This window comes from Klebsiella grimontii (assembly GCF_042137965.1).
Taxonomy (GTDB): domain Bacteria; phylum Pseudomonadota; class Gammaproteobacteria; order Enterobacterales; family Enterobacteriaceae; genus Klebsiella; species Klebsiella grimontii.
On the sequence record NZ_CP169721.1, the window covers coordinates 4002893 to 4028601 of the forward strand.

General features: G+C 55.3%; 21 protein-coding genes and 7 tRNA genes. 23 read left to right on the forward strand and 5 right to left on the reverse strand.

Translation table 11 applies throughout. From position 1 onward, the window contains the following. The first annotated feature begins 42 nt into the window (after nucleotides 1–42). From ybfE to ACE3MN_RS18885, 7 genes are all read left to right on the forward strand, one after another. Nucleotides 43–336, forward strand: coding sequence for a LexA regulated protein (gene ybfE, locus ACE3MN_RS18855; protein ID WP_004130480.1), 294 nt, complete (start codon nucleotides 43–45; stop codon nucleotides 334–336). 149 nt (nucleotides 337–485) lie between these two features. Continuing rightward, nucleotides 486–1016: a flavodoxin FldA gene (gene fldA / locus ACE3MN_RS18860; RefSeq protein ID WP_004100234.1), complete on the forward strand. Its 531-nt coding sequence runs from the start codon at nucleotides 486–488 to the stop codon at nucleotides 1014–1016. Nucleotides 1017–1307: 291 nt separating this feature from the next. Continuing rightward, the gene (fur, locus tag ACE3MN_RS18865) at nucleotides 1308–1760 is read left to right on the forward strand and encodes a ferric iron uptake transcriptional regulator (protein WP_004130476.1); all 453 of its coding nucleotides are present in this window, start codon (nucleotides 1308–1310) and stop codon (nucleotides 1758–1760) included. 129 nt (nucleotides 1761–1889) lie between these two features. Further along, nucleotides 1890–2816, forward strand: coding sequence for a tricarballylate utilization LysR family transcriptional regulator TcuR (tcuR, locus tag ACE3MN_RS18870; protein WP_004134132.1), 927 nt, complete (start codon nucleotides 1890–1892; stop codon nucleotides 2814–2816). A 97-nt stretch (nucleotides 2817–2913) separates the two neighbouring features. Then, the gene (tcuA, locus tag ACE3MN_RS18875; protein ID WP_004134134.1) at nucleotides 2914–4317 is read left to right on the forward strand and encodes an FAD-dependent tricarballylate dehydrogenase TcuA; all 1404 of its coding nucleotides are present in this window, start codon (nucleotides 2914–2916) and stop codon (nucleotides 4315–4317) included. After that, entirely contained in the window at nucleotides 4304–5443 is a 1140-nt protein-coding gene (gene tcuB, locus ACE3MN_RS18880; protein WP_082237430.1) for a tricarballylate utilization 4Fe-4S protein TcuB, read from the forward strand. Before tcuA ends, tcuB begins: the two co-directional genes overlap by 14 nt. A 52-nt stretch (nucleotides 5444–5495) precedes the next feature. Continuing rightward, nucleotides 5496–6791, forward strand: coding sequence for an MFS transporter (locus ACE3MN_RS18885; RefSeq protein WP_082237431.1), 1296 nt, complete (start codon nucleotides 5496–5498; stop codon nucleotides 6789–6791). Between the two features lie 52 nt (nucleotides 6792–6843). On the opposite strand, the gene chiQ is transcribed toward ACE3MN_RS18885, so the two are convergent. From chiQ to nagE, 4 genes are all read right to left on the reverse strand, one after another. Further along, complete coding sequence (chiQ, locus tag ACE3MN_RS18890) at nucleotides 6844–7176, reverse strand: ChiQ/YbfN family lipoprotein (protein WP_004134140.1); 333 nt, start codon at nucleotides 7174–7176, stop codon at nucleotides 6844–6846. Nucleotides 7177–7222: 46 nt separating this feature from the next. Continuing rightward, nucleotides 7223–8626: a chitoporin ChiP gene (gene chiP, locus ACE3MN_RS18895; RefSeq protein WP_024358798.1), complete on the reverse strand. Its 1404-nt coding sequence runs from the start codon at nucleotides 8624–8626 to the stop codon at nucleotides 7223–7225. A gap of 436 nt (nucleotides 8627–9062) precedes the next feature. Continuing rightward, complete coding sequence (gene glnS, locus ACE3MN_RS18900) at nucleotides 9063–10730, reverse strand: glutamine--tRNA ligase (RefSeq protein WP_004134144.1); 1668 nt, start codon at nucleotides 10728–10730, stop codon at nucleotides 9063–9065. 178 nt (nucleotides 10731–10908) lie between these two features. Continuing rightward, complete coding sequence (gene nagE, locus ACE3MN_RS18905) at nucleotides 10909–12861, reverse strand: PTS N-acetyl glucosamine transporter subunit IIABC (protein WP_004134146.1); 1953 nt, start codon at nucleotides 12859–12861, stop codon at nucleotides 10909–10911. A gap of 312 nt (nucleotides 12862–13173) precedes the next feature. Here nagE and nagB point away from each other — a divergent pair, with 312 nt between their 5' ends. The 12 genes from nagB (at nucleotide 13174) to ACE3MN_RS18965 (ending at nucleotide 20158) form a co-directional block, all read left to right on the forward strand. After that, nucleotides 13174–13974, forward strand: coding sequence for a glucosamine-6-phosphate deaminase (nagB, locus tag ACE3MN_RS18910; protein ID WP_004130458.1), 801 nt, complete (start codon nucleotides 13174–13176; stop codon nucleotides 13972–13974). Nucleotides 13975–14034: 60 nt separating this feature from the next. Continuing rightward, the gene (gene nagA / locus ACE3MN_RS18915) at nucleotides 14035–15183 is read left to right on the forward strand and encodes an N-acetylglucosamine-6-phosphate deacetylase (RefSeq protein ID WP_004134149.1); all 1149 of its coding nucleotides are present in this window, start codon (nucleotides 14035–14037) and stop codon (nucleotides 15181–15183) included. Nucleotides 15184–15191: 8 nt separating this feature from the next. Beyond that, nucleotides 15192–16412: an N-acetylglucosamine repressor gene (locus ACE3MN_RS18920; RefSeq protein WP_024358801.1), complete on the forward strand. Its 1221-nt coding sequence runs from the start codon at nucleotides 15192–15194 to the stop codon at nucleotides 16410–16412. Between the two features lie 45 nt (nucleotides 16413–16457). Further along, a complete protein-coding gene (locus ACE3MN_RS18925) occupies nucleotides 16458–17210 on the forward strand; it encodes an HAD-IIA family hydrolase (RefSeq protein ID WP_024358802.1) in 753 nt (250 codons plus the stop codon). A gap of 278 nt (nucleotides 17211–17488) precedes the next feature. Next, entirely contained in the window at nucleotides 17489–19150 is a 1662-nt protein-coding gene (gene asnB / locus ACE3MN_RS18930; protein WP_004130452.1) for an asparagine synthase B, read from the forward strand. Nucleotides 19151–19379: 229 nt separating this feature from the next. Beyond that, nucleotides 19380–19456, forward strand: a tRNA-Met gene (locus ACE3MN_RS18935). Nucleotides 19457–19464: 8 nt separating this feature from the next. After that, nucleotides 19465–19549, forward strand: a tRNA-Leu gene (locus ACE3MN_RS18940). A 35-nt stretch (nucleotides 19550–19584) separates the two neighbouring features. Next, a tRNA-Gln gene (locus ACE3MN_RS18945) sits at nucleotides 19585–19659 on the forward strand. A 34-nt stretch (nucleotides 19660–19693) separates the two neighbouring features. After that, nucleotides 19694–19768: transfer RNA gene (locus ACE3MN_RS18950), tRNA-Gln, on the forward strand. Nucleotides 19769–19789: 21 nt separating this feature from the next. Beyond that, a tRNA-Met gene (locus ACE3MN_RS18955) sits at nucleotides 19790–19866 on the forward strand. Nucleotides 19867–19911: 45 nt separating this feature from the next. Then, nucleotides 19912–19986, forward strand: a tRNA-Gln gene (locus ACE3MN_RS18960). 97 nt (nucleotides 19987–20083) lie between these two features. Further along, nucleotides 20084–20158: transfer RNA gene (locus tag ACE3MN_RS18965), tRNA-Gln, on the forward strand. Between the two features lie 109 nt (nucleotides 20159–20267). Here ACE3MN_RS18965 and ubiF read toward each other — a convergent pair. After that, complete coding sequence (gene ubiF, locus ACE3MN_RS18970; protein ID WP_154948532.1) at nucleotides 20268–21443, reverse strand: 3-demethoxyubiquinol 3-hydroxylase; 1176 nt, start codon at nucleotides 21441–21443, stop codon at nucleotides 20268–20270. A gap of 208 nt (nucleotides 21444–21651) precedes the next feature. Here ubiF and miaB point away from each other — a divergent pair, with 208 nt between their 5' ends. The 4 genes from miaB to corC all read left to right on the forward strand — a co-directional run bounded on the left by miaB (nucleotide 21652) and on the right by corC (nucleotide 25707). Beyond that, complete coding sequence (miaB, locus tag ACE3MN_RS18975; protein WP_024358804.1) at nucleotides 21652–23076, forward strand: tRNA (N6-isopentenyl adenosine(37)-C2)-methylthiotransferase MiaB; 1425 nt, start codon at nucleotides 21652–21654, stop codon at nucleotides 23074–23076. A 143-nt stretch (nucleotides 23077–23219) separates the two neighbouring features. After that, on the forward strand, nucleotides 23220–24266 hold the full coding sequence (locus ACE3MN_RS18980) for a PhoH family protein (protein WP_004134159.1): 1047 nt from the start codon (nucleotides 23220–23222) through the stop codon (nucleotides 24264–24266). Beyond that, on the forward strand, nucleotides 24263–24730 hold the full coding sequence (gene ybeY, locus ACE3MN_RS18985; RefSeq protein WP_024358805.1) for an rRNA maturation RNase YbeY: 468 nt from the start codon (nucleotides 24263–24265) through the stop codon (nucleotides 24728–24730). Before ACE3MN_RS18980 ends, ybeY begins: the two co-directional genes overlap by 4 nt. A 98-nt stretch (nucleotides 24731–24828) precedes the next feature. Further along, nucleotides 24829–25707: a CNNM family magnesium/cobalt transport protein CorC gene (corC, locus tag ACE3MN_RS18990; RefSeq protein ID WP_004130445.1), complete on the forward strand. Its 879-nt coding sequence runs from the start codon at nucleotides 24829–24831 to the stop codon at nucleotides 25705–25707. Nucleotides 25708–25709 lie beyond the last annotated feature (2 nt).

Genomic DNA, 25709 nt, shown 5'->3' on the forward strand with positions numbered 1-25709 from the left:
GCTATGCCCGATAGCTTGTTTCCCCCGAAGTCACTCTGAATCATGGCAAAAGAACAAACGGACCGTACGACATTAGATTTGTTCGCAACCGAGCGTCGGCCGGGTAGACCGAAAACCAATCCGCTTTCGCGCGATGAACAGCTGCGCATCAACAAACGCAATCAGCTTAAACGCGATAAGAGTCGCGGTCTTAAGCGCGTGGAGCTAAAGCTGAATGCCGATGCGGTCGACGCGCTTAATGAGCTGGCGGAAGCCCGTAATATGAACCGCAGCGATCTTATCGAAGAGATGCTGATGAGCCAGCTGGCGGCCCTGCGCGGCCAGGATAAAGCCTAAAACCCTCAAAAAATAAGCTTTCATGTAGCAGAGTGTGCAGTTGGGCGTGATTGCTGTTTCCGCGCCCTTCTCTGTTCTGCTATCATTGCCCCTATCTGCGGGCATTACGCCACTACCACATCATTAAGTTTCAAGAGGTTATTTTACTCATGGCAATCATCGGCATCTTTTTTGGCAGCGACACCGGCAACACCGAAAATATTGCAAAAATGATCCAAAAGCAGCTTGGTAAAGATGTTGCTGATGTTCACGACATTGCCAAAAGCAGCAAAGAGGATCTGGAAGCTCACGATATCCTGCTGCTCGGCATTCCGACCTGGTACTACGGCGAAGCCCAGTGCGACTGGGACGATTTCTTCCCGACGCTGGAAGAGATCGATTTCAACGGCAAACTGGTCGCGCTGTTTGGCTGTGGCGATCAGGAAGACTATGCTGAATACTTCTGCGATGCGCTGGGTACCATCCGCGACATCATCGAACCGCGCGGCGCAACTATCGTTGGCCACTGGCCGACCGCGGGCTACCATTTTGAAGCGTCTAAAGGCCTGGCCGATGACGATCACTTTGTTGGCCTGGCCATTGACGAAGACCGTCAGCCAGAATTGACTAACGAACGCGTGGAAAAATGGGTAAAACAGATTTCTGAAGAGCTGCACCTTGAAGAAATCAAGAATGCCTGAGTCTAAACGGCGAAATCATCAGATTTCGCCGAATTGATAGATAAAAGCAATCAAAGTTATAGCTACAAGTTTTTAACTTTTAATCACATATCTGTACAATGTCCTCTGATTTAACGGGGTCGCGTGAAGCACTTTGTAGCGAGTGCCTCGTTTTTGACAGCATACAAGGCCCGATGCTTGCAGTTTTCATTTCACCATGGCAGTTCTATAATGAGACGCATTACATCGGGTGATTCTCTGTATTACTTCCGCTGATGGAAGTAGATCGTTTAGCAACAGGACAGATTCCGCATGACTGACAACAATACCGCATTAAAGAAAGCTGGCCTGAAAGTGACGCTTCCGAGATTAAAAATCCTGGAAGTGCTGCAAGGACCGGATAACCATCATGTCAGTGCGGAAGACTTATACAAACGCCTGATTGATATGGGTGAAGAGATTGGCCTGGCCACCGTCTACCGCGTACTGAACCAGTTCGACGACGCCGGTATCGTCACCCGTCATAATTTTGAAGGCGGTAAATCCGTTTTTGAACTGACGCAGCAGCATCATCACGATCACCTGATTTGCCTCGACTGCGGCAAAGTGATCGAATTTAGCGATGATTCCATCGAAGCGCGCCAGCGTGAAATTGCCGCAAGGCACGGTATTCGTCTGACCAACCACAGCCTGTACCTGTACGGACACTGTGCGGAAGGCGACTGCCGCGAAGATGAACATGCCCACGACGCGGCAGAGAAATAATCACCGCATCGTATACCGCCAAAAGCCAACCTGAAGGTTGGCTTTTTTTTGCCCGGAATTTGCCGCCTCTTTCTCTCGCGCTGCAATACGTTTACTGTCAGTGCATCCTGAGGTGTACGGAGAGTCGACATGGAGCTTCGCCAGCTACGCTATTATGTGCGCATTATTGAAACCGGCAGTATGGGCCGCGCCGCGCTTGACCTGAATATCGGCGTCTCCGCGCTGAGCCAACAGATGGCGCGCCTGGAGAACGAACTCGCCATCCGTCTGCTGCAGCGGACATCGCGCGGCGTAATGCCGACCAGCGCTGGTCTCGCCTTCTACTCCCAGGCGCAGCTGGCGCTGCGCCACGCCGACGATGCGGTTCTCGCCGCGCGCGAGGCGCGCCTTTCCGGCCACGTCAGCGTCGGTATGGCCCCCAGCACCGCCTCTGTACTGGGGGTACCTTTTATTCACGCGATGCGCGAAAGCTATGCCGACGTCCGCCTGCATTTGGTCGAGAGCCTCTCCGGTAATCTGGAACGCATGATCAACACCCGCCAGCTTGATTTAGCTATCGTGTTCCAGAAGGAGAAGCTTGCGCGCTGGAGCGCCAGGCCGATTCTCGAAGAGCGTCTGTTTCTGATTGGCACCCATGACGTGCTGGCCCCCCTTCCCGAAGCGAGCATCTCGCCTGGCCAACTGGCCGCTATCCCGCTGATAATGCCAAGCCTGGGGCATGGCCTGCGCGGCAGGCTGGAGGCGATCTGCCAGGAGCACGCCCTGAGCGTCGATGTGGTGGCTGAAATCGACGGTCTGGCCCTGCTGATGCGCGCCGTCCGCGACGGACTGGGCGCCACGCTGCAGCCGGGGGCGGCGATTTCCCATCTCGACGGCGAGTCCCTGAGAGTGATCGGCGTCGAGAATCCGATACTCAGTCGGCCAAACTTTCTCGTCAGCCTTTCCGATGATGAACTGACCCCAGCGGGCCTTGCCGCGCGGGTGATACTGGCGAAAGTCATGCGTCAGCTCGTGGAGTCAGGCCGCTGGCCCGGCGCCAGCCTTTACGCGCACTAAACCCCCCTTTAGCAATACGCCATAGCGTCCTTACGGCCAAAACGAATACATTTCCATTACAAATTTAACAATCAAGCAAAGCGTAATGGAGCCAAAAATGGTGGATGTACTGGTGATTGGCGGCGGCAATGCCGCGCTATGCGCCGCATTAACCGCCCGGGAAGCCGGCGCGTCCGTGCTGCTGCTGGAGGCTGCGCCGCGGGAATGGCGAGGCGGAAACTCTCAGCACACGCGGAATCTTCGCTGTATGCACGATGCTCCGCAGGATGTTTTAATCGACAGCTATCCGGAAGAAGAGTACTGGCAGGACCTGCTGCGCGTCACCGAGGGCAACACCAACGAAGCGCTGGCGCGGCTGGTGATCCGCACTTCAGCGCAATGCCGGGACTGGATGCGCCAGCACGGGGTTAACTTTCAGCCGCCGCTCTCCGGCGCCCTGCACGTTGCCCGCACCAACGCCTTTTTTATGGGCGGCGGTAAAGCCCTGGTCAACGCCTATTACCGCAGCGCGGAGCAGATGGGCGTTAAGATCCGCTACAACACGCCGGTACAGGCGCTCGAATTAGATAACGGCGAATTCGTCGCCGCGCTGGCGGGCGAAGAAAGGATCGTCGCCAAAACCTGCGTCCTCGCCGCCGGCGGGTTTGAATCTAACCGCGAGTGGCTGCGTGAAGCATGGGGACAGAACGATCGTGGTGAATGGCCAGCCGATAACTTTCTCATCCGCGGCACCCGCTTCAACCAGGGCGTGCTGCTCAAGTTTATGATTGACGCCGGGGCTGACATCATCGGCGATCCTTCACAATCCCACTGCGTCGCCATTGACGCCAGGGCGCCGCTCTACGATGGCGGGATCTGTACGCGCGTGGACTGCGTGTCGCTGGGGGTGGTCGTCAACCGTGACGCCAGGCGCTTTTATGACGAAGGGGAAGATTTCTGGCCCAAACGTTATGCCATCTGGGGCAGACTGGTCGCCCACCAGCCGGGGCAAATCGGCTACTCAATTATCGACAGCAAAGCGATCGGCCACTTTATGCCGCCCGTTTTCCCCGGCGCCCAGGCCAATACCATTGAAGAGCTGGCTCGCCAGCTGGGATTGGACGCAGAAAGCCTGGCGCAAACCATCGCCCGCTACAACGCCGCCTGCGCGCCCGGCCAGTTCGATCATACCCGCCTTGATAACTGCGCGACATCCGGCCTGACGCCGCCGAAAACCCACTGGGCGCGGCCCATCGATACGCCGCCCTACTACGGCTATGCCCTACGACCGGGGATCACCTTCACCTACCTCGGGCTGTACGTCAATGAACACGCCGCCGTCCATTTTGCGGGCAAGCCCAGCCGAAGCCTGTTCGTTGCCGGTGAAATGATGGCCGGCAACGTGCTGGGCAAAGGCTATACCGCCGGCGTGGGCATGTCGATCGGGACGACATTCGGCCGCATTGCCGGCCAACAAGCCGCCAGGGCGGCACTGCAGGAGAGACACCATGAAGTCGCTTGAAAAGCTAATCATTGACGCGCAAATCATCACCCAGCCCGAAGCGGAGGTCGAACGGGTGATGCAGGTCTGTAACGCCTGCCGCTATTGCGAAGGGTTTTGCGCCGTGTTTCCGGCCATGACCCAACGCCTGGCTTTTGGTAAAGCGGATATAAACTACCTGGCCAACCTGTGCCATAACTGCGGTGCCTGCCTGCATGCCTGCCAGTACGCGCCGCCGCATGAGTTTGCCATTAATGTCCCGAAGGCGATGGCGGAAGTGCGGCTGGAAACCTATCAACATTATGCCCAGCCCGCGGCTTTCGGCAGCCTGTATCGTCGGGCCGGCGTGACCACGGCGCTGGCGCTGGTCGGTGGGTTGATCCTCTTTCTGCTGCTGGCGATGGGGCTCAAAGGCTCCCTGCTACATCCGCCGCTGGCCGGCGATTTCTACCAGATTTTTCCCCATAACCTGCTGGCGTGGATGTTTGGTTCGGTCTTCGTACTGGCCATGGGCTTACTGATGGCCGGCGTGATCCGTTTCTGGCGCGAGATCTCCCCGGGGCATCCCCACGCCGTTGATATCGCCGAAGCCTCGCATAACGCGCTGACCTTAAAATATCTCGACGGCGGCCACGGTAAGGGCTGCAACGAGGCTGATGACGCGTTTACCCTGATGCGCCGTCGTTTCCATCATCTTACCTTTTATGGTTTTCTGCTCTGTTTCGCTGCCACCCTGGTGGCCACGGGCTATCACTATTTTGCCGGATGGGAAGCGCCCTACCCGTTCTTCAGCGCACCGGTTCTGCTGGGCACGCTTGGCGGAATCGGCCTGCTGGTGGGCCCGGCAGGCCTGCTATGGCTGAACCTTCGTCGTTCGCCGCTGCACGGCGACCCGCGGCAAAAACCGATGGATCGCGCCTTTATCCTGCTGCTGCTGCTGACCAGCTTCACCGGCCTCGCCCTGCTGGCGGGACGGGACACCTCGTGGATGGGCATTCTGCTTGCCATTCATCTCGGCGTGGTGATGGCGCTGTTTTTAACCCTTCCTTACGGAAAATTCGCCCACGGATTTTATCGCTGTGCGGCGTTACTCAAGTGGGCGATTGAGAAACGGCGCGGAAAACAGGCGGCAGTCGCAGGCGACTAGCCCCCCTCTTACCTCTATAAAAACAAGATAAAGACAATGGAGAGCAAACCCTATGACGCAACCCTCATCGCGCGCCGGTACCATTGGCGCCATCCTCCGCGTGACCAGCGGTAATTTTCTCGAACAGTTCGACTTTTTTCTGTTTGGTTTTTACGCCACCTACATCGCCAGAACGTTCTTTCCGGCGGAAAGCGAGTTTGCGGCGTTAATGCTCACCTTCGCCGTCTTTGGTTCGGGCTTCCTGATGCGCCCTATCGGCGCGATAGTGTTGGGGGCCTATATCGACAGAATCGGCCGCCGTAAAGGGCTGATGGTGACGCTGGCGATTATGGGCTGCGGGACGCTTCTGATAGCGCTGGTGCCCGGCTATCAGACTATCGGCATTCTCGCCCCCATCCTGGTGGTTGTCGGGCGGCTGTTGCAGGGTTTCTCGGCGGGCGTCGAGCTCGGCGGCGTGTCGGTCTATTTATCGGAAATCGCCACGCCGGGGAACAAGGGATTCTATACCAGCTGGCAATCCGCCAGCCAGCAGGTGGCTATCGTTGTGGCGGCGCTGATTGGCTACGCGCTGAATGAAACGCTCGGCCACGATCAGATCGCCGAATGGGGCTGGCGCATTCCCTTCTTTATTGGCTGTATGATTATTCCGCTGATTTTTGTGCTGCGGCGTTCGTTACAGGAAACCGAAGCCTTCCTGCAGCGTAAACATCGTCCTGATACCCGGGAGATCCTGAGCACAATTGTCAAAAACTGGCGCATCATCTCGGCGGGCACCTTGCTGGTGGCAATGACCACGACAACTTTTTACTTCATTACCGTCTATACCCCGACCTACGGCAGAGCCGTGCTGCACCTGAGCGCCCGCGACAGTCTGCTGGTGACCATGCTGGTCGGCATCTCCAACTTTATCTGGTTACCGATCGGCGGGGCAATTTCTGACAAAATAGGCCGTCGAGCGGTGCTGATGGGCATTACCCTGCTGGCGCTGCTCACTACCTGGCCGGTAATGCACTGGCTCACCGCCGCGCCGGATTTCACCCGCATGACGCTGGTCCTGCTCTGGTTCTCGTTCTTCTTTGGTATGTATAACGGCGCGATGGTGGCCGCGCTGACGGAAGTGATGCCGGTCTACGTCCGCACCGTCGGCTTTTCACTGGCCTTTAGCCTCGCCACCGCGATCTTCGGCGGCCTGACGCCGGCAATTTCCACCGCGCTGGTAGAGATAACGGGCGATAAAAGCTCGCCGGGCTGGTGGCTGATGTGCGCCGCGCTATGCGGATTCGCCGCTACCGCAATGCTCTTCGTACGCCTGAGCCGCGGCTACCGGCCGGCAGAAATACCCCGCTAAAATAGCAACGGGCGGAGTTTTCGCTCCGCCCGTTTGCTTGCCGCCATCTGGCTTAACGCGGTGTATTATTGCTGCGGATCTCTTTCCAGATCTGGTCGCAGCGCGCCTCTACAGCCTGATCGTTCCCGGTTTTGCGCGCCTGGATGCACTGCTGATAATCCAGAACCCGCACGCTTTCCTGGGTCGCGAACTGCTGATGCTGTTTCTCCTGTTTCAGCACGTTCAGTACGCTCTGACAGGCTTCCACTTTATCCGGATTGCCCTCAGCGCTATTGATGCAGGCGCTGTAGGCATCTTTTAACTTTGAGTCTTCCTTAGGCGCTGGCGACTGGGTACAGGCAACCAGACCTGCTGCCATAATGGCGACAAGCATTAACTTTTTCATCATGAACCTCGGGAAATTGCGGCGGGTTTTCCCCGCCGCAGTGGCATCAGAAAATGGTGAACGGAGCGATAACCATGAACTTCACGTCGCGCTCATCCTGGAAGATGTTGCCGTAACCGCCGCTCCAGCTTGGGATATCGGAGTGGTTGTCGTATTGCGTAAAGTGGAGTTTGAACAGCGTGCCCTTCGCGCGTCCTTCCTGAACGGTGTACATGGCATCCAGGCTATAAGCGGACTCTTCCAGACGTTTATCCGGGTTGTAGTACGCATCAGGTGAGGACATTCTCCCCGGCTTCGCATCCCAGGCATAAACGTAGGATGCGCCGAAGGCCCAGCCCGGCATGTTCCAGTTCTTCATGTCATACATCGCGCCGAAGAACACCGCTTTTTCACCGTTGGCGTTGAAGTCCGAACGGTTATCCCACCAGATATCCAGTCGCCCGTTAGACGATGCATAGGTAGGCGTCATACGCTGCAGGAAGTAGCCCTGCTGGCCATCAGCTTTAACCCAGGTGCCTTCCAGACGCAGATCCAGAACGTCGGCAACCTTATAGCCAAAGGTCAAGGCCTGCAGCCACGCGGTGCCGTCATAGATATCGTTAGCCCCGCCGTTGCTGACTTTATCGCGGGTGCCATAGAACTGATAGCTGGTGGTTAACGGCGTGCCGGCGACATCAAACTTATAGCTGGCCTTGGCAAAATACTGGTCGATGTAACCCTGTGCCTGGCCAAACGCCGCTTCCAGTACAAGGTCGTTTTTAAAATCATATTTGGCGCCGAGAGAGTGGAGATAATCCACCTTGGTTTTCTTGTCGTTCTGATAGAACTCATCCATCTCAATGTGCCACGGCGCTTTATATTCGTTTGTCCACATATAGGAGAAACTCAGCGCGCCCGCATCACCGTAGTCAAAGTTCGCGCCAGCTTCCGCGCCCTGGTAAGTACCGGGCATAAAGCTCCAGTGCGGCGCCAGCAGCGTTTGGCCGGTTGGCTGAATATAGCCCGCGCGCGCCCATGCCGGACCAAATTTAAATTTCGCGGCTGCTTTATACAGGCTGATCCCGCTCTTATCGCCGGAATAGTCTTCATCGTAGCCTTTATTACGCGAGGAGAAAGCGATTTCGTTCGGGTGACCGCTCTCGCTGCTTTCACCCATTTCGATGGCGGTAAAGGCAGCGACGTCAATACCGAACATGTCGGCGGCATAGCCGGACTGGAAGTCGAGGTTGGCGTTCCAGGTGGAGTGTGACAGGTTAGTTTTATATTTATCGCCGTCGGTCACATCTTTACGGTCGCGTTCACGCTGCCAGTAATAGATGCCGCCGGTTAACGTTGAATCATCAATGAACCCTTCTGCTTTTGCATCCGGCACCATTGCAAATCCTGACAGGGCTGTGACACCGGCAATAGCCAGCGCCAGCGTACTACGTTTGCCACTAAACGTACGCATATGCATATCCTCTTTGACGTTTTAAAGTGCGGTCACCAAAGGGCAACACGCAAAAAATAAAATAAAACTGCTAAAAAAGTGGTGCGCTAAAAATTCGCATAACCACTGGGTATAGACTATTTTTCGTGACGCGAATTATCAATCTCTTTCGCCGACCAAAGATGAAGATTATGACAAAGCGCACATAATTTATGTCTTTATGTTTCAGTCTTAGACATCACACATTTAGCGTGGAAGTGCTTGCAAAAACAGAGAAAATCAATAGAAATGAAAGTGATCACCTAATTTCAGGTGATATGCCGGAAGGATTAAAAATAACGCTTATTACAATCTGTAAACAAGATTAATTCGCATCGCGAAAATATGGTAATTTAATTCGCTGATTCTGAATAAAAAAAACGCCGCAGTTAGCGGCGTTCTTAATGATGGCGAATAGCTACGCGCCGACTTTCGTCCAGGTATCGCGCAGGCCGACGGTGCGGTTAAACACCAGATGGCTTGCGGTGGCATAGCGGCTATCCAGGCAGAAATAACCTTCACGCTCGAACTGGTAGGCTTTTTCCGCCTGCGCCTGCGCCAGGCTCGGCTCAGCGAATCCCTGTTTAATCACCAGCGATTCCGGGTTCATCACCGCGAGGAAATCTTCCGCCGCGCCCGGGTTCGGTACGCTGAACAGGCGATCGTAGAGGCGGATTTCTACCGGCAGCGCGTGCGCCGCGCTCACCCAGTGAATCACGCCCTTCACCTTGCGACCGTCGGCCGGGTCTTTGCTCAGGGTGTCGGCATCGTAGGTGCAGAAGATAGTCGTGATATTGCCTTCCGCATCTTTCTCCACGCGTTCCGCTTTAATCACGTAAGCGTTACGCAGACGAACTTCTTTACCCAGCACCAGACGCTTGTACTGCTTGTTCGCTTCCTCACGGAAGTCGGCGCGATCGATCCAGATTTCGCCGCTGAACGGCACCTCGCGGCTGCCCATCTCCGGCTTGTTCGGATGGTTCGGCATGGCCACCATTTCACTTTCGCCCTGCGGATAGTTTTCGATAACCAGCTTAACCGGGTCGATAACCGCCATCGCGCGCGGGGCGTTTTCGTTCAGATCTTCACGAATGCAGGATTCCAGCGACGCCATCTCGATAGTGTTGTCCTGCTTGGTCACGCCGATACGTTTGCAGAACTCGCGGATAGATTCAGCGGTATAGCCGCGGCGGCGCAGACCGGAGATGGTCGGCATACGCGGGTCATCCCAGCCTTCAACGTGCTTCTCGGTCACCAGTTGATTCAGCTTACGCTTGGACATCACGGTATATTCGAGATTCAGGCGCGAGAATTCGTACTGGCGCGGATGCACGGGAATGCTGATGTTATCCAGCACCCAATCGTACAGGCGGCGGTTATCCTGGAACTCAAGGGTACATAGAGAGTGGGTAATCCCTTCCAGCGCATCGCTGATGCAGTGGGTGAAGTCGTACATCGGGTAGATGCACCACTTGCTTCCGGTCTGGTGGTGATCGGCAAACTTAATGCGGTACAGCACCGGATCGCGCATGACGATAAACGGAGAGGCCATATCGATTTTTGCGCGCAGGCAGGCTTTACCTTCAGCAAATCCGCCGCTACGCATTTTTTCAAACAGCGCCAGATTCTCTTCCACGCTGCGATCGCGGTACGGGCTATTTTTACCCGGCTCTTTCAGCGTGCCGCGGTACTCACGGATCTCCTCCGCTGACAGTTCGTCAACGTAGGCCAGACCTTTATTGATCAGCTCAACCGCATACTGGTGCAGCTGATCGAAATAATCAGACGAGTAGCAAACATCCCCGGACCAGTGGAAACCTAACCACTGCACGTCGTTTTTAATCGACTCAACGTATTCGATATCTTCCTTCACCGGGTTGGTGTCATCGAAACGCAGGTTGCATTGGCCCTGGTAATCCTGGGCGATGCCAAAGTTCAGGCAAATAGACTTCGCGTGGCCAATGTGCAGATAGCCGTTCGGTTCCGGTGGGAAACGGGTATGAACGGTGGTGTGCTTACCAGTAGCCAGATCTTCATCAATGATCTGACGAATAAAGTTAGTCGGGCGGGCTTCTGCCTCACTCATCGTGGGTTCCTCAAAGCGTAAACAACGTATAACGGCACATGATCTTACAAGCAGGGCGTAGAGACAACTATTAGTTACGCAAAATAGCGATCAGAAGGAGATTATGGGGGTGTTTGCGGTAAAAAAAAGCGGCGCAGCTTTCGCTGCGCCGCTGAGGCATAAACGCCACTCAGGAGTCTTACTTGCCTTTAATTTCGTACAGCGGCGTCTGGCCCGCAACAACCTTACCGGTTGCCTGGATAACCAGCGCGCTGTAGTCGTCGCTGTTGCTGCAGACGACCGGGCTAATCATCGAACGCGCGTTAGCGTTGAGGAACTCAAGATCCAGTTCCAGAATCGGCTCACCCGCTTTCACTTCCGCGCCCTCTTCCACCAGGCGTTTAAAGCCCTGGCCGTTAAGCGCAACGGTATCGATGCCCATATGGACGACGATTTCCGCACCGTTTTCAGTTTCCAGACAGAAAGCATGGTTGGTGTTGAAAATCTTCACCACGGTGCCCGCCGCCGGCGCAACAACAATCTTATCGGTCGGTTTTACCGCCACGCCGTCGCCGACGGCTTTGCTGGCGAAGGCTTCATCCGGAACCTGCTCCAGCGCCACAATGTCGCCGGTAATCGGCGAAACCAGCGCTTCGACAGTCTTCGCGTTAGCAACAGCCTGTGGTTTAACTGCCTGAGCGGCTACGGGTGCGCTATGAGACGCTGCAGCCGCTGCGGCAACCGGGCCACGGGCAACCACTTTCTTCATTTCATCGCCCACGGATTCCGCTTTCGCGCCCACGATAACCTGGATGGTCTGCTTGTTCAGTTTAACCACACCGGAAGCGCCAAGGCGCTTACAGGCCGCGTCGTTAACCAGCGCAGAGTCCGCCACGGTCAGACGCAGACGGGTAATACAAGCATCAATCGCTTTCAGGTTATCCGTACCGCCGACCGCCGCGATGTAGTTGGTCGCCAGCTGGGTTAAACCTTCTTCGGTATTGCTATTGGCCTCTTCAGTGACCACGTCATCCACTTTATCTTCACGACCCGGCGTTTTCAGATTGAACATGCGGATAACCGCGCTGAACAGCAGGAAGTAGATAACGAAGAACACGACGCCCATCACGATCAGCATCCAGACGTTTTTACTGGCTGCCGGCAGGCTGTACATCAGAACATAGTCGATGGCGCCTGCGGAGAAGGAGAAGCCCGCGTGGATACCCAGCGCCGTCGCAACGAACAGGCTGATACCGGTCAGGATGGCGTGCAGGAGGTACAGCAGCGGCGCCAGGAACATGAACAGGAATTCCAGCGGTTCGGTCACACCGGTCAGGAACGCGGTGATGGCCACCGAAAGCAGCATACCGCCGACCATCGGACGACGCTCTTTCGGGGCTGCGAAATACATCGCCAGCGCCGCACCCGGCAAACCGAACATCATGATCGGGAAGAAACCGGACATGAACATCCCCGCGGTGCCGTCACCCGCATAGAAGCGGTTGATGTCGCCGTGGAACACCGCGCCAGCAGCGTTGGTGAATTCACCAATCTGGAACCAGGCGATGGTGTTCAGCACCTGATGCAGACCCGTCGGGATCAGCAGGCGGTTGATGAAACCAAAGATACCGGAGCCGAGCGCGCCCGCGCCGACAATCCATTCACCGCCGGCATGAATGGCGTTCTGCACCGGCGGCCAGACGTAGCCGAAGATGGCTGCCAGCACCAGACAGAAGAAGCCGGTGGCGATGGGCACAAAGCGTTTGCCGCCGAAGAAGCTCAGGAAGTCAGGCAGTTTGATGCCCGACCAGCGGTTATACACGGCGCCGCCGACCAGACCGGTAATGATACCCGCCAGCACGCCCATGTTGATGGCCGGGTTGATGGTGACCATCGCTTTGGTCAAAACGAAGTAACCTACCGCCCCCGCCAGCGCCGCGGCGCCGGCGCTGTCTTTCGACCAGCTGGATGCGACGCCGATAGCGAAAATCAGCGCCAGGTTGTCAAAGATTGCCCCGCCCGCCTGGGCGATAAACGAAATGTTAAGCAGATCCGGTTGACCGAATCGCAGCAGCAGCGCCGCGACCGGCAGCACTGCGATAGGGAGCTGTAACGCCCTACCGAGACGCTGAAAAAAACCTAAAATATTCATCTTATTCCCCCTATGAGACCCCGATGAGGCTCACTAAAGCCACTTTATTATTGTGTAACCTGGTTAATTTTTTAACTTACCTGCAAAGTGTCTGAAAAATTAATTCGTCTCGCAAATTAAATGGGTATTTTTTGTGACAATAGTCACCAAATATCGTATTCACCTCCGCCTTTGACTGGCTAACAACGAAAACTTATTTTATCATTCAAAAAATCAACACGGATTGACCCCGGTCGGCGCAGTTACTGCGATACTCTTAATAGTATGCTGGCGCCAATCCGCCAGGTTCTAATTTAACTATAGAGGTGAACAATGAGACTGATCCCCCTGGTAACAGCTGAACAAGTCGGTAAATGGGCTGCCCGGCATATCGTTAACCGCATCAATGCGTTCAAACCGACAGCGGACCGCCCGTTTGTCCTCGGTCTGCCTACCGGCGGCACGCCTCTGACCGCTTATAAAGCCCTGGTTGAGATGCACAAAGCAGGCCAGGTTAGCTTTAAGCATGTCGTCACCTTCAACATGGATGAGTACGTAGGCCTGCCGAAAGAGCACCCGGAAAGCTATCATAGCTTTATGCATCGCAACTTCTTTGATCACGTTGATATCCCGGCGGAAAATATTAACCTGCTGAATGGTAACGCGCCGGATATTGATGCAGAATGCCGTCGCTATGAAGAAAAAATTCGTTCTTACGGTAAAATCCACCTGTTTATGGGCGGCGTGGGTAACGATGGCCACATCGCTTTTAACGAACCAGCCTCTTCTTTGGCTTCACGCACACGCATCAAAACCCTGACCCACGATACTCGCGTAGCGAATTCCCGTTTCTTCGACGGTGACGTTGACCAGGTGCCTAAATATGCGCTGACCGTTGGCGTGGGCACGCTGCTCGACGCGGAAGAAGTGATGATTCTGGTGCTGGGTCATCAGAAAGCGCTGGCGCTGCAGGCGGCGGTGGAAGGCAACGTAAACCATATGTGGACCATCACCTGTCTGCAGCTGCACCCGAAAGCGGTTGTCGTCTGCGATGAGCCGTCCACTATGGAACTGAAAGTTAAGACACTGAAATATTTCAACGAATTAGAAGCCGAAAATATCAAAGGTCTGTAATGTAGTTTCGTCCCGCAGCAGACCCTGCGGGACAACCATTTTTGACAACCGGGGGTCGTAATGTATGCATTAACCCAAGGCCGGATTTATACCGGTCATGAAATTCTGGATGACCATGCGATTGTTATCGCCAATGGCCTTATCGAACGTATCTGTCCGCAGACTGAGCTGCCCACCGGGATCGAACAGCGCTCGGTTAATGGTGCGATCCTTGCCCCCGGTTTTATCGACGTCCAGCTTAACGGCTGCGGCGGCGTGCAGTTCAACGACACGGCGGATGCGGTCACCGTTGAAACGCTGGAAATTATGCAGAAGGCGAATGAACGCTCCGGCTGCACCAGCTATCTGCCCACGCTCATTACCGCCAGCGATGACCTGATGAAACAGGGTGTCCGCGTGATGCGCGAGTATTTGCAAAAGCATCCCAACCAGGCGCTGGGCCTGCATCTTGAAGGTCCGTGGCTGAATATTGTCAAAAAAGGCACCCATAACCCGGATTACGTCCGTAAACCGGACGCCGCGCTGGTCGATTTCCTGTGCGAAAACGCGGATGTAATAACCAAAATCACCCTCGCGCCGGAACGCGTTGAACCAGATGTTATCCGCAAACTGGTGGCCGCAGGTATCATCGTCTCCGCCGGTCATTCCAACGCGACGCTAAAAGAAGCGAAAATCGGTTTTCGCGCCGGGATTACGTTTGCCACCCACCTGTTTAACGCTATGCCGTATATTACCGGCCGCGAACCGGGTCTGGCCGGGGCGATTTTCGACGAACCGGATGTCTACTGCGGTATCATCGTCGATGGCATGCACGTCGATTACGCTAACGTCCGCCTCGCTAAACGCTTGAAAGGCGACAAGCTGTGCCTCGTCACCGACGCAACGGCGCCGGCGGGTGCCAATATTGAGCAGTTCATTTTTGCTGGTAAAACAATATACTACCGGAACGGCCTGTGCGTAGATGAGAACGGTACCCTCAGCGGCTCTTCATTGACCATGATTGAAGGGGTGCGTAACCTCGTTGAGCATTGCGGCATTGCGCTGGATGAAGTGTTGCGTATGGCGACGCTCTACCCTTCCCGCGCCATTGGCGTAGACAAACAGTTAGGCAGCATTGCCCCGGGGATGGTCGCTAACCTGACCGCATTCACCCGCGATTATAAAATCACCAAGACCATCGTTAATGGTAACGAGGTCGTCACTGAGTAAGTAAAAGTATGACAGCAGGCGGACAGGCTCAAATTGGTAACGTCGATCTCGTAAAACAGCTGAACAGCGCGGCCGTCTATCGGCTCATCGATCAGCACGGCCCCATCTCGCGTATCCAGATTGCGGAACAAAGCCAGCTTGCCCCTGCCAGCGTAACCAAAATTACGCGTCAGCTTATTGAACGCGGACTGATCAAAGAAGTCGATCAGCAGGCCTCCACCGGGGGCCGCCGCGCCATCTCAATTATTGCCGAAACCCGCAGCTTTCACGCCATCGGCGTACGTCTTGGCCGCTATGACGCCACCCTGACGCTCTATGATTTAAGCAGTAAGACCCTCGAAGAAGAGCACTACCCGCTGCCGGAAAGAACCCAGGAAACGCTGGAACACGCCCTGCTCAACATCATCGCCTCCTTTATGGAGAGCTGTCAGCGCAAAATCCGCGAGCTAATCGCCATTTCGGTGATCCTGCCGGGGTTGGTCGATCCGGAAAGCGGCGTCATTCGCTATATGCCGCATATTCAGGTGGAGAACTGGGGGCTGGTTGAAGCGCTGGAAAAACGCTTTAAAGTCACTTGCTATGTCGGGCACGATATTCGTAGCCTGGCGCTGGCGGAGCACTACTTTGGTGCGAGCCACGACTGTGAAGACTCCATTCTGGTGCGCGTACACCGTGGGACCGGCGCAGGGATCATCTCCAACGGGCGGATTTTTATTGGCCGTAACGGTAACGTCGGGGAAATCGGCCATATCCAGGTCGACCCGCTGGGCGAGCGCTGCCACTGCGGCAACTTCGGCTGTCTGGAAACCGTCGCCGCCAACGCCGCCATTGAACATCGCGTTCGTCATCTGCTGGAGCAGGGTTATCAGAGCAAAATCTCCCTCGATGACTGCACGATAAAAACGATCTGCAAAGCCGCAAATAAAGGCGATGCGCTGGCCTGCGAGGTGATCGAGCACGTTGGCCGTCATCTGGGTAAAACCATCGCTATCGCCATTAACCTGTTTAATCCGCAAAAAGTGGTGATTGCCGGGGAGATCGTGGAAGCGGAGAAAGTTCTCCTGCCGGCGATTGAAGCCTGTATCAATACCCAGGCCCTGAAGGCATTTCGCAAAAATCTGCCAGTAGTGCGATCCACGCTCGATCATCGTTCAGCCATCGGCGCTTTTGCCCTGGTCAAGCGCGCGATGCTCAACGGGACTCTGCTCCAGCGTTTGCTGGAAAGCTAAAGCCGCTTTATAGTTTCGCCTTTCTCCAACGATGTCGGACAGTTCATGACCATTCAAAACATAATTTGTGATATTGACGGCGTGCTGATGCACGACAATGTGGCCGTGCCGGGCGCCGCTGAATTCATCAAGCGCATTCTCGAAAAAGAGATGCCGCTGGTGATGCTGACCAACTACCCTTCGCAAACCGGGCAGGACCTGGCAAACCGCTTTGCGACGGCGGGAATCGATGTCCCTGATACCGCCTTTTATACCTCGGCGATGGCCACTGCCGATTTTCTGCGCCGTCAGGAAGGCAAAAAAGCCTATGTGGTCGGTGAAGGCGCGCTGATTCACGAACTGTACAAAGCCGGCTTTACCATCACCGACGTCAATCCGGATTTTGTTATCGTCGGTGAGACGCGCTCCTTTAACTGGGAGATGATGCATAAGGCTGCTTTTTTTGTCGCTAACGGCGCGCGCTTTATCGCCACTAACCCCGATACCCACGGTCGCGGCTATTACCCGGCCTGCGGCGCGCTGTGCGCCGGTATTGAAAAAATCTCCGGCCGCAAGCCGTTCTACGTGGGTAAACCGAGCCCGTGGATTATCCGCTCCGCGCTCAACAAAATGCAGGCGCATTCAGAACAGACGGTCATCGTCGGCGATAACCTGCGCACGGATATTCTGGCGGGTTTCCAGGCCGGTCTGGAAACCATTCTGGTGCTTTCCGGGGTAGCCACGCTTGATGATATCGACAGCATGCCGTTCCGCCCTTCCTGGATTTATCCATCGGTTGCGGAAATCGATATTTTCTAAATAAAACCACGTCCTGCGACGTGGTTTCTTATTTTCAAGCCTCTTCTGAACGCTTTCATCTAAAAGAAAAGCGTTATTACTGAATATTCATCAACAAAAGCGCTCAAAACATACTCTTTTTTCACTATTCGACAATCACAATTGCGTTATTTTCTTTTGCTGGCGTAAACCCCTTGCGCCCTTCGCCCCTTTGCGGCATTTTCTAAAGCATGCACTGAGGCTTCGCGATTAGACGAAGCCTGCACAACATCAAACAAGACAGGGTAACGGAGAAGGCTATGTGTTCGATTTTTGGCGTACTGGATATTAAAACTGACGCGGGTGAGCTGCGTAAAAAGGCACTGGAGCTTTCCCGCCTGATGCGCCACCGCGGTCCGGACTGGTCAGGCGTCTATGCCTGTGATAAAGCCATCCTGGCGCATGAACGCCTGTCAATCGTCGACGTGAACGCCGGCGCGCAGCCGCTGTACAACGCTGCAAAAACTCACGCCCTCGCCGTTAACGGTGAAATCTACAACCACCAGGCGCTGCGCGCGGAATACGGCGACCGCTATGCGTTCCAGACCGGTTCCGACTGCGAAGTTATCCTCGCGCTGTATCAGGAAAAAGGTCCGGACTTCCTCGACGATCTGCAGGGGATGTTTGCTTTCGCTCTCTACGACAGCGAAAAAGACGCGTATCTGATTGGTCGCGACCACATCGGCATCATCCCGCTGTATATGGGTCACGACGAACACGGCAACTTCTACGTTGCCTCAGAAATGAAAGCGCTGGTTCCGGTATGCCGCACGATTAAAGAGTTCCCGGCAGGCAGCTACCTGTGGAGCAAAGATGGCGAAATCCGCGAGTACTATCAGCGCGACTGGTTCGACTATGACGCGGTCAAAGACAACGTCACGGACAAAAACGAACTGCGTCAGGCGCTGGAAGAGTCGGTGAAAAGCCACCTGATGTCCGATGTCCCTTACGGCGTCCTGCTCTCCGGCGGCCTGGATTCATCGGTGATTTCCGCCATCACCAAAAAATATGCCGCGCGCCGCGTCGAAGATCAGGAAAAATCAGAAGCCTGGTGGCCGCAGCTGCACTCCTTCGCCGTCGGTCTGGAAGGCGCGCCCGATCTGAAAGCCGCGCAGGAAGTGGCTAACCATCTGGGCACCGTGCACCACGAAATCCACTTTACGGTGCAGGAAGGCCTGGACGCGATTCGCGATGTTATCTATCACATTGAAACCTATGACGTGACGACGATTCGCGCGTCAACGCCGATGTACCTGATGTCGCGTAAAATCAAAGCCATGGGCATCAAAATGGTGCTGTCTGGCGAAGGTTCTGACGAAGTATTTGGCGGCTACCTTTATTTCCATAAAGCGCCAAACGCCAAAGAGCTGCACGAAGAGACCGTACGCAAGCTGCAGGCGCTACATATGTTTGACTGCGCTCGCGCCAACAAAGCGATGTCCGCATGGGGCGTTGAAGCGCGCGTGCCGTTCCTGGATAAGAAATTCCTCGATGTGGCAATGCGTATCAACCCGCAGGACAAAATGTGCGGCAACGGTAAAATGGAAAAACATGTCCTGCGTGAATGTTTTGAATCTTACCTGCCGGCAAGCGTCGCCTGGCGCCAGAAAGAGCAGTTCTCTGATGGCGTCGGTTACAGCTGGATCGATACTTTAAAAGAAGTGGCCGCTGAACAAATTTCCGATCAGCAGCTGGAAACCGCCAGCTTCCGCTTCCCGTACAACACGCCATCATCGAAAGAAGCGTATCTGTACCGTGAGATCTTCGAAGAGCTGTTCCCGGTTCCAAGCGCGGCCGAATGCGTTCCTGGCGGCCCTTCCGTCGCATGCTCTTCAGCAAAAGCGATTGAGTGGGACGAATCTTTCAAAAAAATGAACGATCCGTCAGGACGCGCGGTTGGCGTACATCAGTCGGCCTACTAACCGGCGCGGTTTTCCAAACGGACTCTTCGGAGTCCGTTTTTGTTTTGTGCCTTATTTAAGCCGTTAAAAACGATAAATAACCAATAATTGCCGATTATTGCGCCACGCTGTTCGCAACCTAACCAAACAGTTACGTTCAGCCCATTTTCGATGAAAAAGGGGTTGACGCTTCAAGGCTCAATACGCATAATGCGCCCCGCAACGCCGATAAGGTAACGCGCAAAAAGATGGCTACGTAGCTCAGCTGGTTAGAGCACATCACTCATAATGATGGGGTCACAGGTTCAAATCCCGTCGTAGCCACCATCTTTTTTGCGGGAGTGGCGAAATTGGTAGACGCACCAGATTTAGGTTCTGGCGCCGCAAGGTGTGCGAGTTCAAGTCTCGCCTCCCGCACCATTTACTCTTTCGCGTTGGCAGTAAAAGATTTTTGTTGGGGTATCGCCAAGCGGTAAGGCACCGGTTTTTGATACCGGCATTCCCTGGTTCGAATCCAGGTACCCCAGCCATATTTTCGATGTTTGCGGTTCACCGCGACGGTATTGGGGTATCGCCAAGCGGTAAGGCACCGGTTTTTGATACCGGCATTCCCTGGTTCGAATCCAGGTACCCCAGCCATCGAAAATAGAGTAAGATTTTGGCTACGTAGCTCAGCTGGTTAGAGCACATCACTCATAATGATGGGGTCACAGGTTCGAATCCCGTCGTAGCCACCATACAAAGGAATTATTGATTCAGTTCGATAAATCCAAAAGAATTGTTGGGGTATCGCCAAGCGGTAAGGCTCTGGTTTCTGATACCAGCATTCCGAGGTTCGAATCCTCGTACCCCAGCCAATTTTAAAAGTCGCTCACGCTGTGCGCGCACTCGTTGGAGTATTTCCAGGCGCTAAGCCACCGGTTTGACCCCGGTACGAAATGGTCAACGTAAAATTGGGGTATCGCCAAGCGGTAAGGCACCGGATTCTGATTCCGGCATTCCGAGGTTCGAATCCTCGTACCCCAGCCAACAAAAGCAAAAAGCTCGCTTCGGCGGGCTTTTTGCTTTTTGGCGTTTACGCTATGCGCATCACCGTTCCGCACCCCGACCTCACCTTTGCAAGCCGGGGTCTTTCTCGTTACAAACCTAACGCATATTTCAACGCCTGGCGCTTTAATCCGCCAGCGCGCTCGGCCGCCATCAGCCCTAAATTTCGCAGCATACGCACCGGCGGCAGGTCGTTGCTGAATCCGGCGTAAAACAGATCCATTCCCGACTGCATAATAAAGTTGTCCGCCTGACGCCGCGTCTGGTAGCGCTTAAGTACCGGCAGGCTGGCCCACTCCTCGCCGTGCGCTTTTGCTCTGCCAAGAATATCAAGCAGCGCATCGACATCGCGATAGCCGAGGTTCACCCCCTGCCCCGCCAGCGGATGAATGGTGTGCGCAGCATCGCCCACCAGCGCCAGCCCCGGCTTCACATACTGCAATGCGTGGCGGCGGGTGAGCGGGAAGGCGCCCGCGCTCAGCGGCGTAACCTCTCCCAGCCGCGACGGGAAGTGACGAGTAATTTCCTGCTGTAGCTGAGTCATGCTCATGCCCTGCAGCTGGCGGATCCGCGCCGGCGCGTCGTACCACACCAGCGAAGCCCAATGGTCAAACAGCGGTAAAAACGCGCGCGGCCCCGCTGGGGTGAACTGCTGCCAGGTACTGTCGCCGGGATCGCCCGCGCACTGTACGCTTATCAACATACAGGATTGCTGATACTGCCACGCGTGGATGCCGATTCCGGCCAGCTGCCGCACCTGCGAACTGGCGCCGTCCGCGCCCACCACCAGCCGCGCATCGATCTGGCTGCCGTCAGTCAGCGTTAACGACGTGTACATTTCTTCGCGCCGCATCGCCTGGAGCGATGTCCCCACCCGCAGCGATATGCGCTCATGGGCTTCCAGCGCCTGCCACAGGGCAAGCTGCAGGACGTTGTTTTCCACCATATAGCCCAGTTCAGGTAGCTTCAGCTCCGCAGCGTTGAAGACAACGTGGGCGCTTTCCCACTCCCAGGTCTCGAGCTGGCGGTAGGCATGGGCGCGCATTTTCCGCACGCTATCCCAGACGCCGAGTCCTCTCAGCAGCCCTACCGATGAGGCGCTGATTGCCGAAATACGCACGTCAGGCGGTGAAGAAGCATCAAAAGCCGGTGGCGCGTTTTTTTCAATAACCGTCACCGTAAAGCCCTGCTGCGCCAGGCCAAGCGCCAGGGCGCCGCCAACCATTCCGCCGCCGACGATAACGACATCTGTTGCATGAATTGTCATGGCTATTATCCTTAAACCCGAATCCCCTCAGTTTACCGGATTTTTATTCGGCTTGTGGTGATTACGGTCGTACTGGTCAGGGCGCGGTCAAAGCATTACAATACGCGCCCTGCAATCCTGGCTTTATATCCGTCACCCTTCACATTGCAGAGCAACATCCGGTGAAGACGCTGACTTTGGGTATACCTAATTAAGCATGAGCAAGTCGATGACAAAAAAACTCCATATTAAAACCTGGGGCTGTCAGATGAACGAATACGATTCATCAAAGATGGCCGATCTGCTGGATGCCACCCACGGGTATCAACTCACTGAAGTGGCGGAAGAAGCGGATGTGCTGCTGCTCAATACCTGCTCAATCCGTGAGAAGGCTCAGGAAAAAGTATTCCATCAGCTAGGACGCTGGAAGCTGCTGAAAGAGAAGAATCCCAATCTGATCATCGGCGTTGGCGGCTGCGTGGCTTCTCAGGAAGGCGACCATATTCGCCAACGCGCCCATTACGTCGATATTATTTTTGGGCCGCAGACCCTGCACCGTCTGCCGGAAATGATTAACTCGGTACGAGGCAACCGCAGCCCGGTCGTCGATATCAGCTTCCCGGAAATCGAAAAATTCGACCGCCTGCCGGAACCGCGCGCCGAAGGCCCAAGCGCCTTTGTTTCCATCATGGAAGGTTGCAACAAGTACTGCACCTACTGCGTGGTGCCTTACACCCGCGGCGAGGAAGTGAGCCGCCCAAGCGACGATATCCTGTTTGAAATCGCCCAACTGGCGGCACAGGGCGTGCGTGAAGTCAACCTGCTCGGGCAGAACGTGAACGCCTGGCGCGGGGAAAACTACGACGGCACCACCGGCAGCTTTGCCGATCTGCTGCGTCTGGTTGCAGCGATCGACGGTATCGATCGGATCCGCTTTACCACCAGCCATCCGATCGAGTTCACCGACGATATCATCGAGGTTTACCGCGATACGCCAGAGCTGGTCAGCTTCCTGCACCTGCCGGTGCAGAGCGGTTCTGACCGCGTGCTGAACCTGATGGGCCGAACCCACACGGCGCTGGAATATAAAGCGATTATCCGCAAACTGCGCGCGGCGCGCCCGGATATTCAGATCAGCTCCGACTTTATCGTCGGCTTCCCTGGCGAAACCACGCAGGATTTCGAGCAGACCATGAAACTGATCGCCGATGTGAATTTCGATATGAGCTACAGCTTCATCTTCTCTGCGCGTCCGGGAACGCCGGCAGCCGATATGGTCGACGACGTACCGGAAGAGGATAAGAAGCAGCGTCTGTATATTCTGCAGGAGCGTATCAATCAGCAGGCGACGGCCTGGAGTCGCCGTATGCTCGGCACCGTGCAGCGCATTCTGGTGGAAGGCACTTCACGCAAGAGCATCATGGAGTTGTCTGGCCGCACCGAGAATAACCGCGTGGTGAACTTCGAAGGCTCGCCTGAGATGATCGGCAAGTTTGTCGACGTCGAAATCACCGACGTCTGGACAAACTCCCTGCGCGGTAAAGTGGTGCGCACCGAGGACGAAATGGGTCTGCGCATCGCGGAAACCCCGGAGTCGGTGATTGCCCGCACCCGTAAAGAAAACGATTTGGGCGTCGGTATCTACCAGCCATAATCCGTTCAGGCCTGCCGCTCCGGCAGGCCTTGTATTTCCTCTCCTCAACCCAATATCTACAGGGATGCTTGCGCCATATTCCGATGACGTGAATAATTTCCTGACAGGCCATCTTCTGGCTACCTATGCATAAGAGGAACAGTTTGAACACAGACACTCGCGAAATCACCCTTGAGCCCGCAGACAACGCCCGTCTGCTGAGCCTATGCGGCCCGTTTGATGACAACATTAAACAGCTGGAACGCCGTCTCGGCATCGAGATTAACCGTCGTGACAACCACTTTAAACTGACCGGTCGACCGATTTGCGTCACCGCTGCGGCGGATATCCTGCGCAGTCTGTACGTCGACACCGCGCCAATGCGCGGCGAGATTCAGGATATTGAACCGGAACAAATTCATCTGGCGATTAAAGAAGCCCGCGTGCTTGAGCAAAGCGCCGAAAGCGTGCCGGACTACGGTAAGGCCATCAATATCAAAACCAAACGTGGCGTGATTAAGCCGCGTACGCCGAATCAGGCGCAGTACATCGCCAATATTCTCGACCACGACATTACCTTCGGCGTCGGCCCCGCCGGTACCGGGAAAACCTACCTGGCGGTCGCCGCCGCGGTGGACGCGCTGGAGCGTCAGGAGATCCGCCGTATTCTTCTGACCCGTCCGGCGGTTGAGGCCGGCGAAAAACTGGGCTTCCTGCCCGGCGATTTGAGCCAGAAAGTGGACCCGTACCTGCGACCGCTGTACGACGCGCTGTTTGAAATGCTCGGCTTCGAAAAAGTCGAAAAGTTGATTGAACGCAACGTGATTGAAGTCGCGCCGCTGGCCTATATGCGCGGCCGTACGCTGAACGACGCGTTTATCATTCTCGACGAAAGCCAGAACACCACCATTGAACAGATGAAAATGTTCCTGACCCGTATCGGCTTTAACTCTAAAGCGGTTATCACTGGCGACGTCACGCAGATTGACCTGCCGCGCAGCACCAAATCGGGCCTGCGCCACGCAATTGAAGTGCTGGCAGAAGTCGATGAGATTAGCTTCAACTTCTTCCACAGCGAAGACGTCGTGCGCCATCCGGTGGTTGCCCGTATCGTTAACGCCTATGAAGCCTGGGAAGAAGCAGACCAGAAACGTAAAGCAGAGCTGGCCGCCGAGCGCAAACGCGAAGCCCAGGAACAGGAGCATAAATGAGTCAGGTCATTCTCGATTTACAGCTGGCTTGCGAAGATAACGGCGGAATGCCGGATGAAGCCCTGTTTCAGCGCTGGGTCGATAGCGTTATCCCGCAGTTTCAGGAGGAGTCGGAGCTGACGATTCGTCTGGTTGATGAAGCGGAAAGCCACGAGCTGAACCTGACCTATCGCGGGAAGGATAAACCGACTAACGTGCTCTCTTTCCCGTTCGAAGCCCCGCCGGGCATCGAAATGCCGCTCCTTGGCGACCTGGTTATCTGCCGTCAGGTGGTTGAACAGGAAGCGAAAGAGCAAGGCAAACCGCTGGAAGCGCACTGGGCGCATATGGTGGTCCACGGTAGCCTGCATCTTTTGGGCTATGACCACATCATCGACGAAGAAGCGGAAGAGATGGAATCCCTCGAAACAGAGATAATGCTTGCTCTGGGCTATGAGGATCCGTACATTGCCGAGAAGGAATAACCCGTTGCCGGCTTTGCCGGCGACTGGCCGCTATGCCGGGCGCTGAGTATACGCGTGACGAGCGACTATTTAATCAACATGAGAACCCATACGACGCCATGAGCGACGACAATTCACACAGTAGCGACACAGTAAACAGCAAAAAGGGATTCTTCTCCCTGTTACTCAGCCAGCTCTTTCACGGTGAACCCAAAAATCGTGACGAACTGCTGGCGCTGATCCGTGATTCCGGGCAAAACGACCTTATCGACGAAGATACGCGCGATATGCTCGAAGGGGTAATGGATATCGCCGACCAGCGCGTCCGCGACATCATGATCCCCCGCTCGCAGATGATTACCCTGAAACGCAACCAGACGCTGGACGAGTGCCTCGATGTGATCATCGAATCCGCCCACTCGCGTTTCCCGGTGATCAGCGAAGATAAAGATCACATTGAAGGGATTCTGATGGCCAAAGATCTGCTGCCGTTTATGCGCAGCGATGCCGAAGCCTTCAGCATGGAAAAAGTGTTGCGCCCGGCGGTTGTCGTGCCTGAAAGCAAGCGGGTTGACCGCATGCTGAAGGAGTTCCGCTCCCAGCGTTATCATATGGCTATCGTTATCGATGAGTTTGGCGGCGTCTCGGGTCTGGTGACCATTGAAGACATCCTTGAGCTGATCGTCGGTGAAATCGAAGACGAATACGACGAAGAAGAAGACATCGATTTCCGTCAGCTAAGCCGCCATACGTGGACGGTGCGCGCGCTGGCCTCAATCGAAGACTTCAACGAAGCGTACGGCACCCACTTCAGCGATGAAGAGGTCGACACCATTGGCGGCCTGGTGATGCAGGCGTTTGGTCATCTGCCTGCCCGCGGCGAGTCTATCGACATTGATGGTTACCAATTCAAGGTCGCAATGGCTGACAGCCGACGTATTATTCAGGTACATGTAAAGCTTCCTGATGATGCCCCGCAGCCGAAGCTGGAAGACTAATC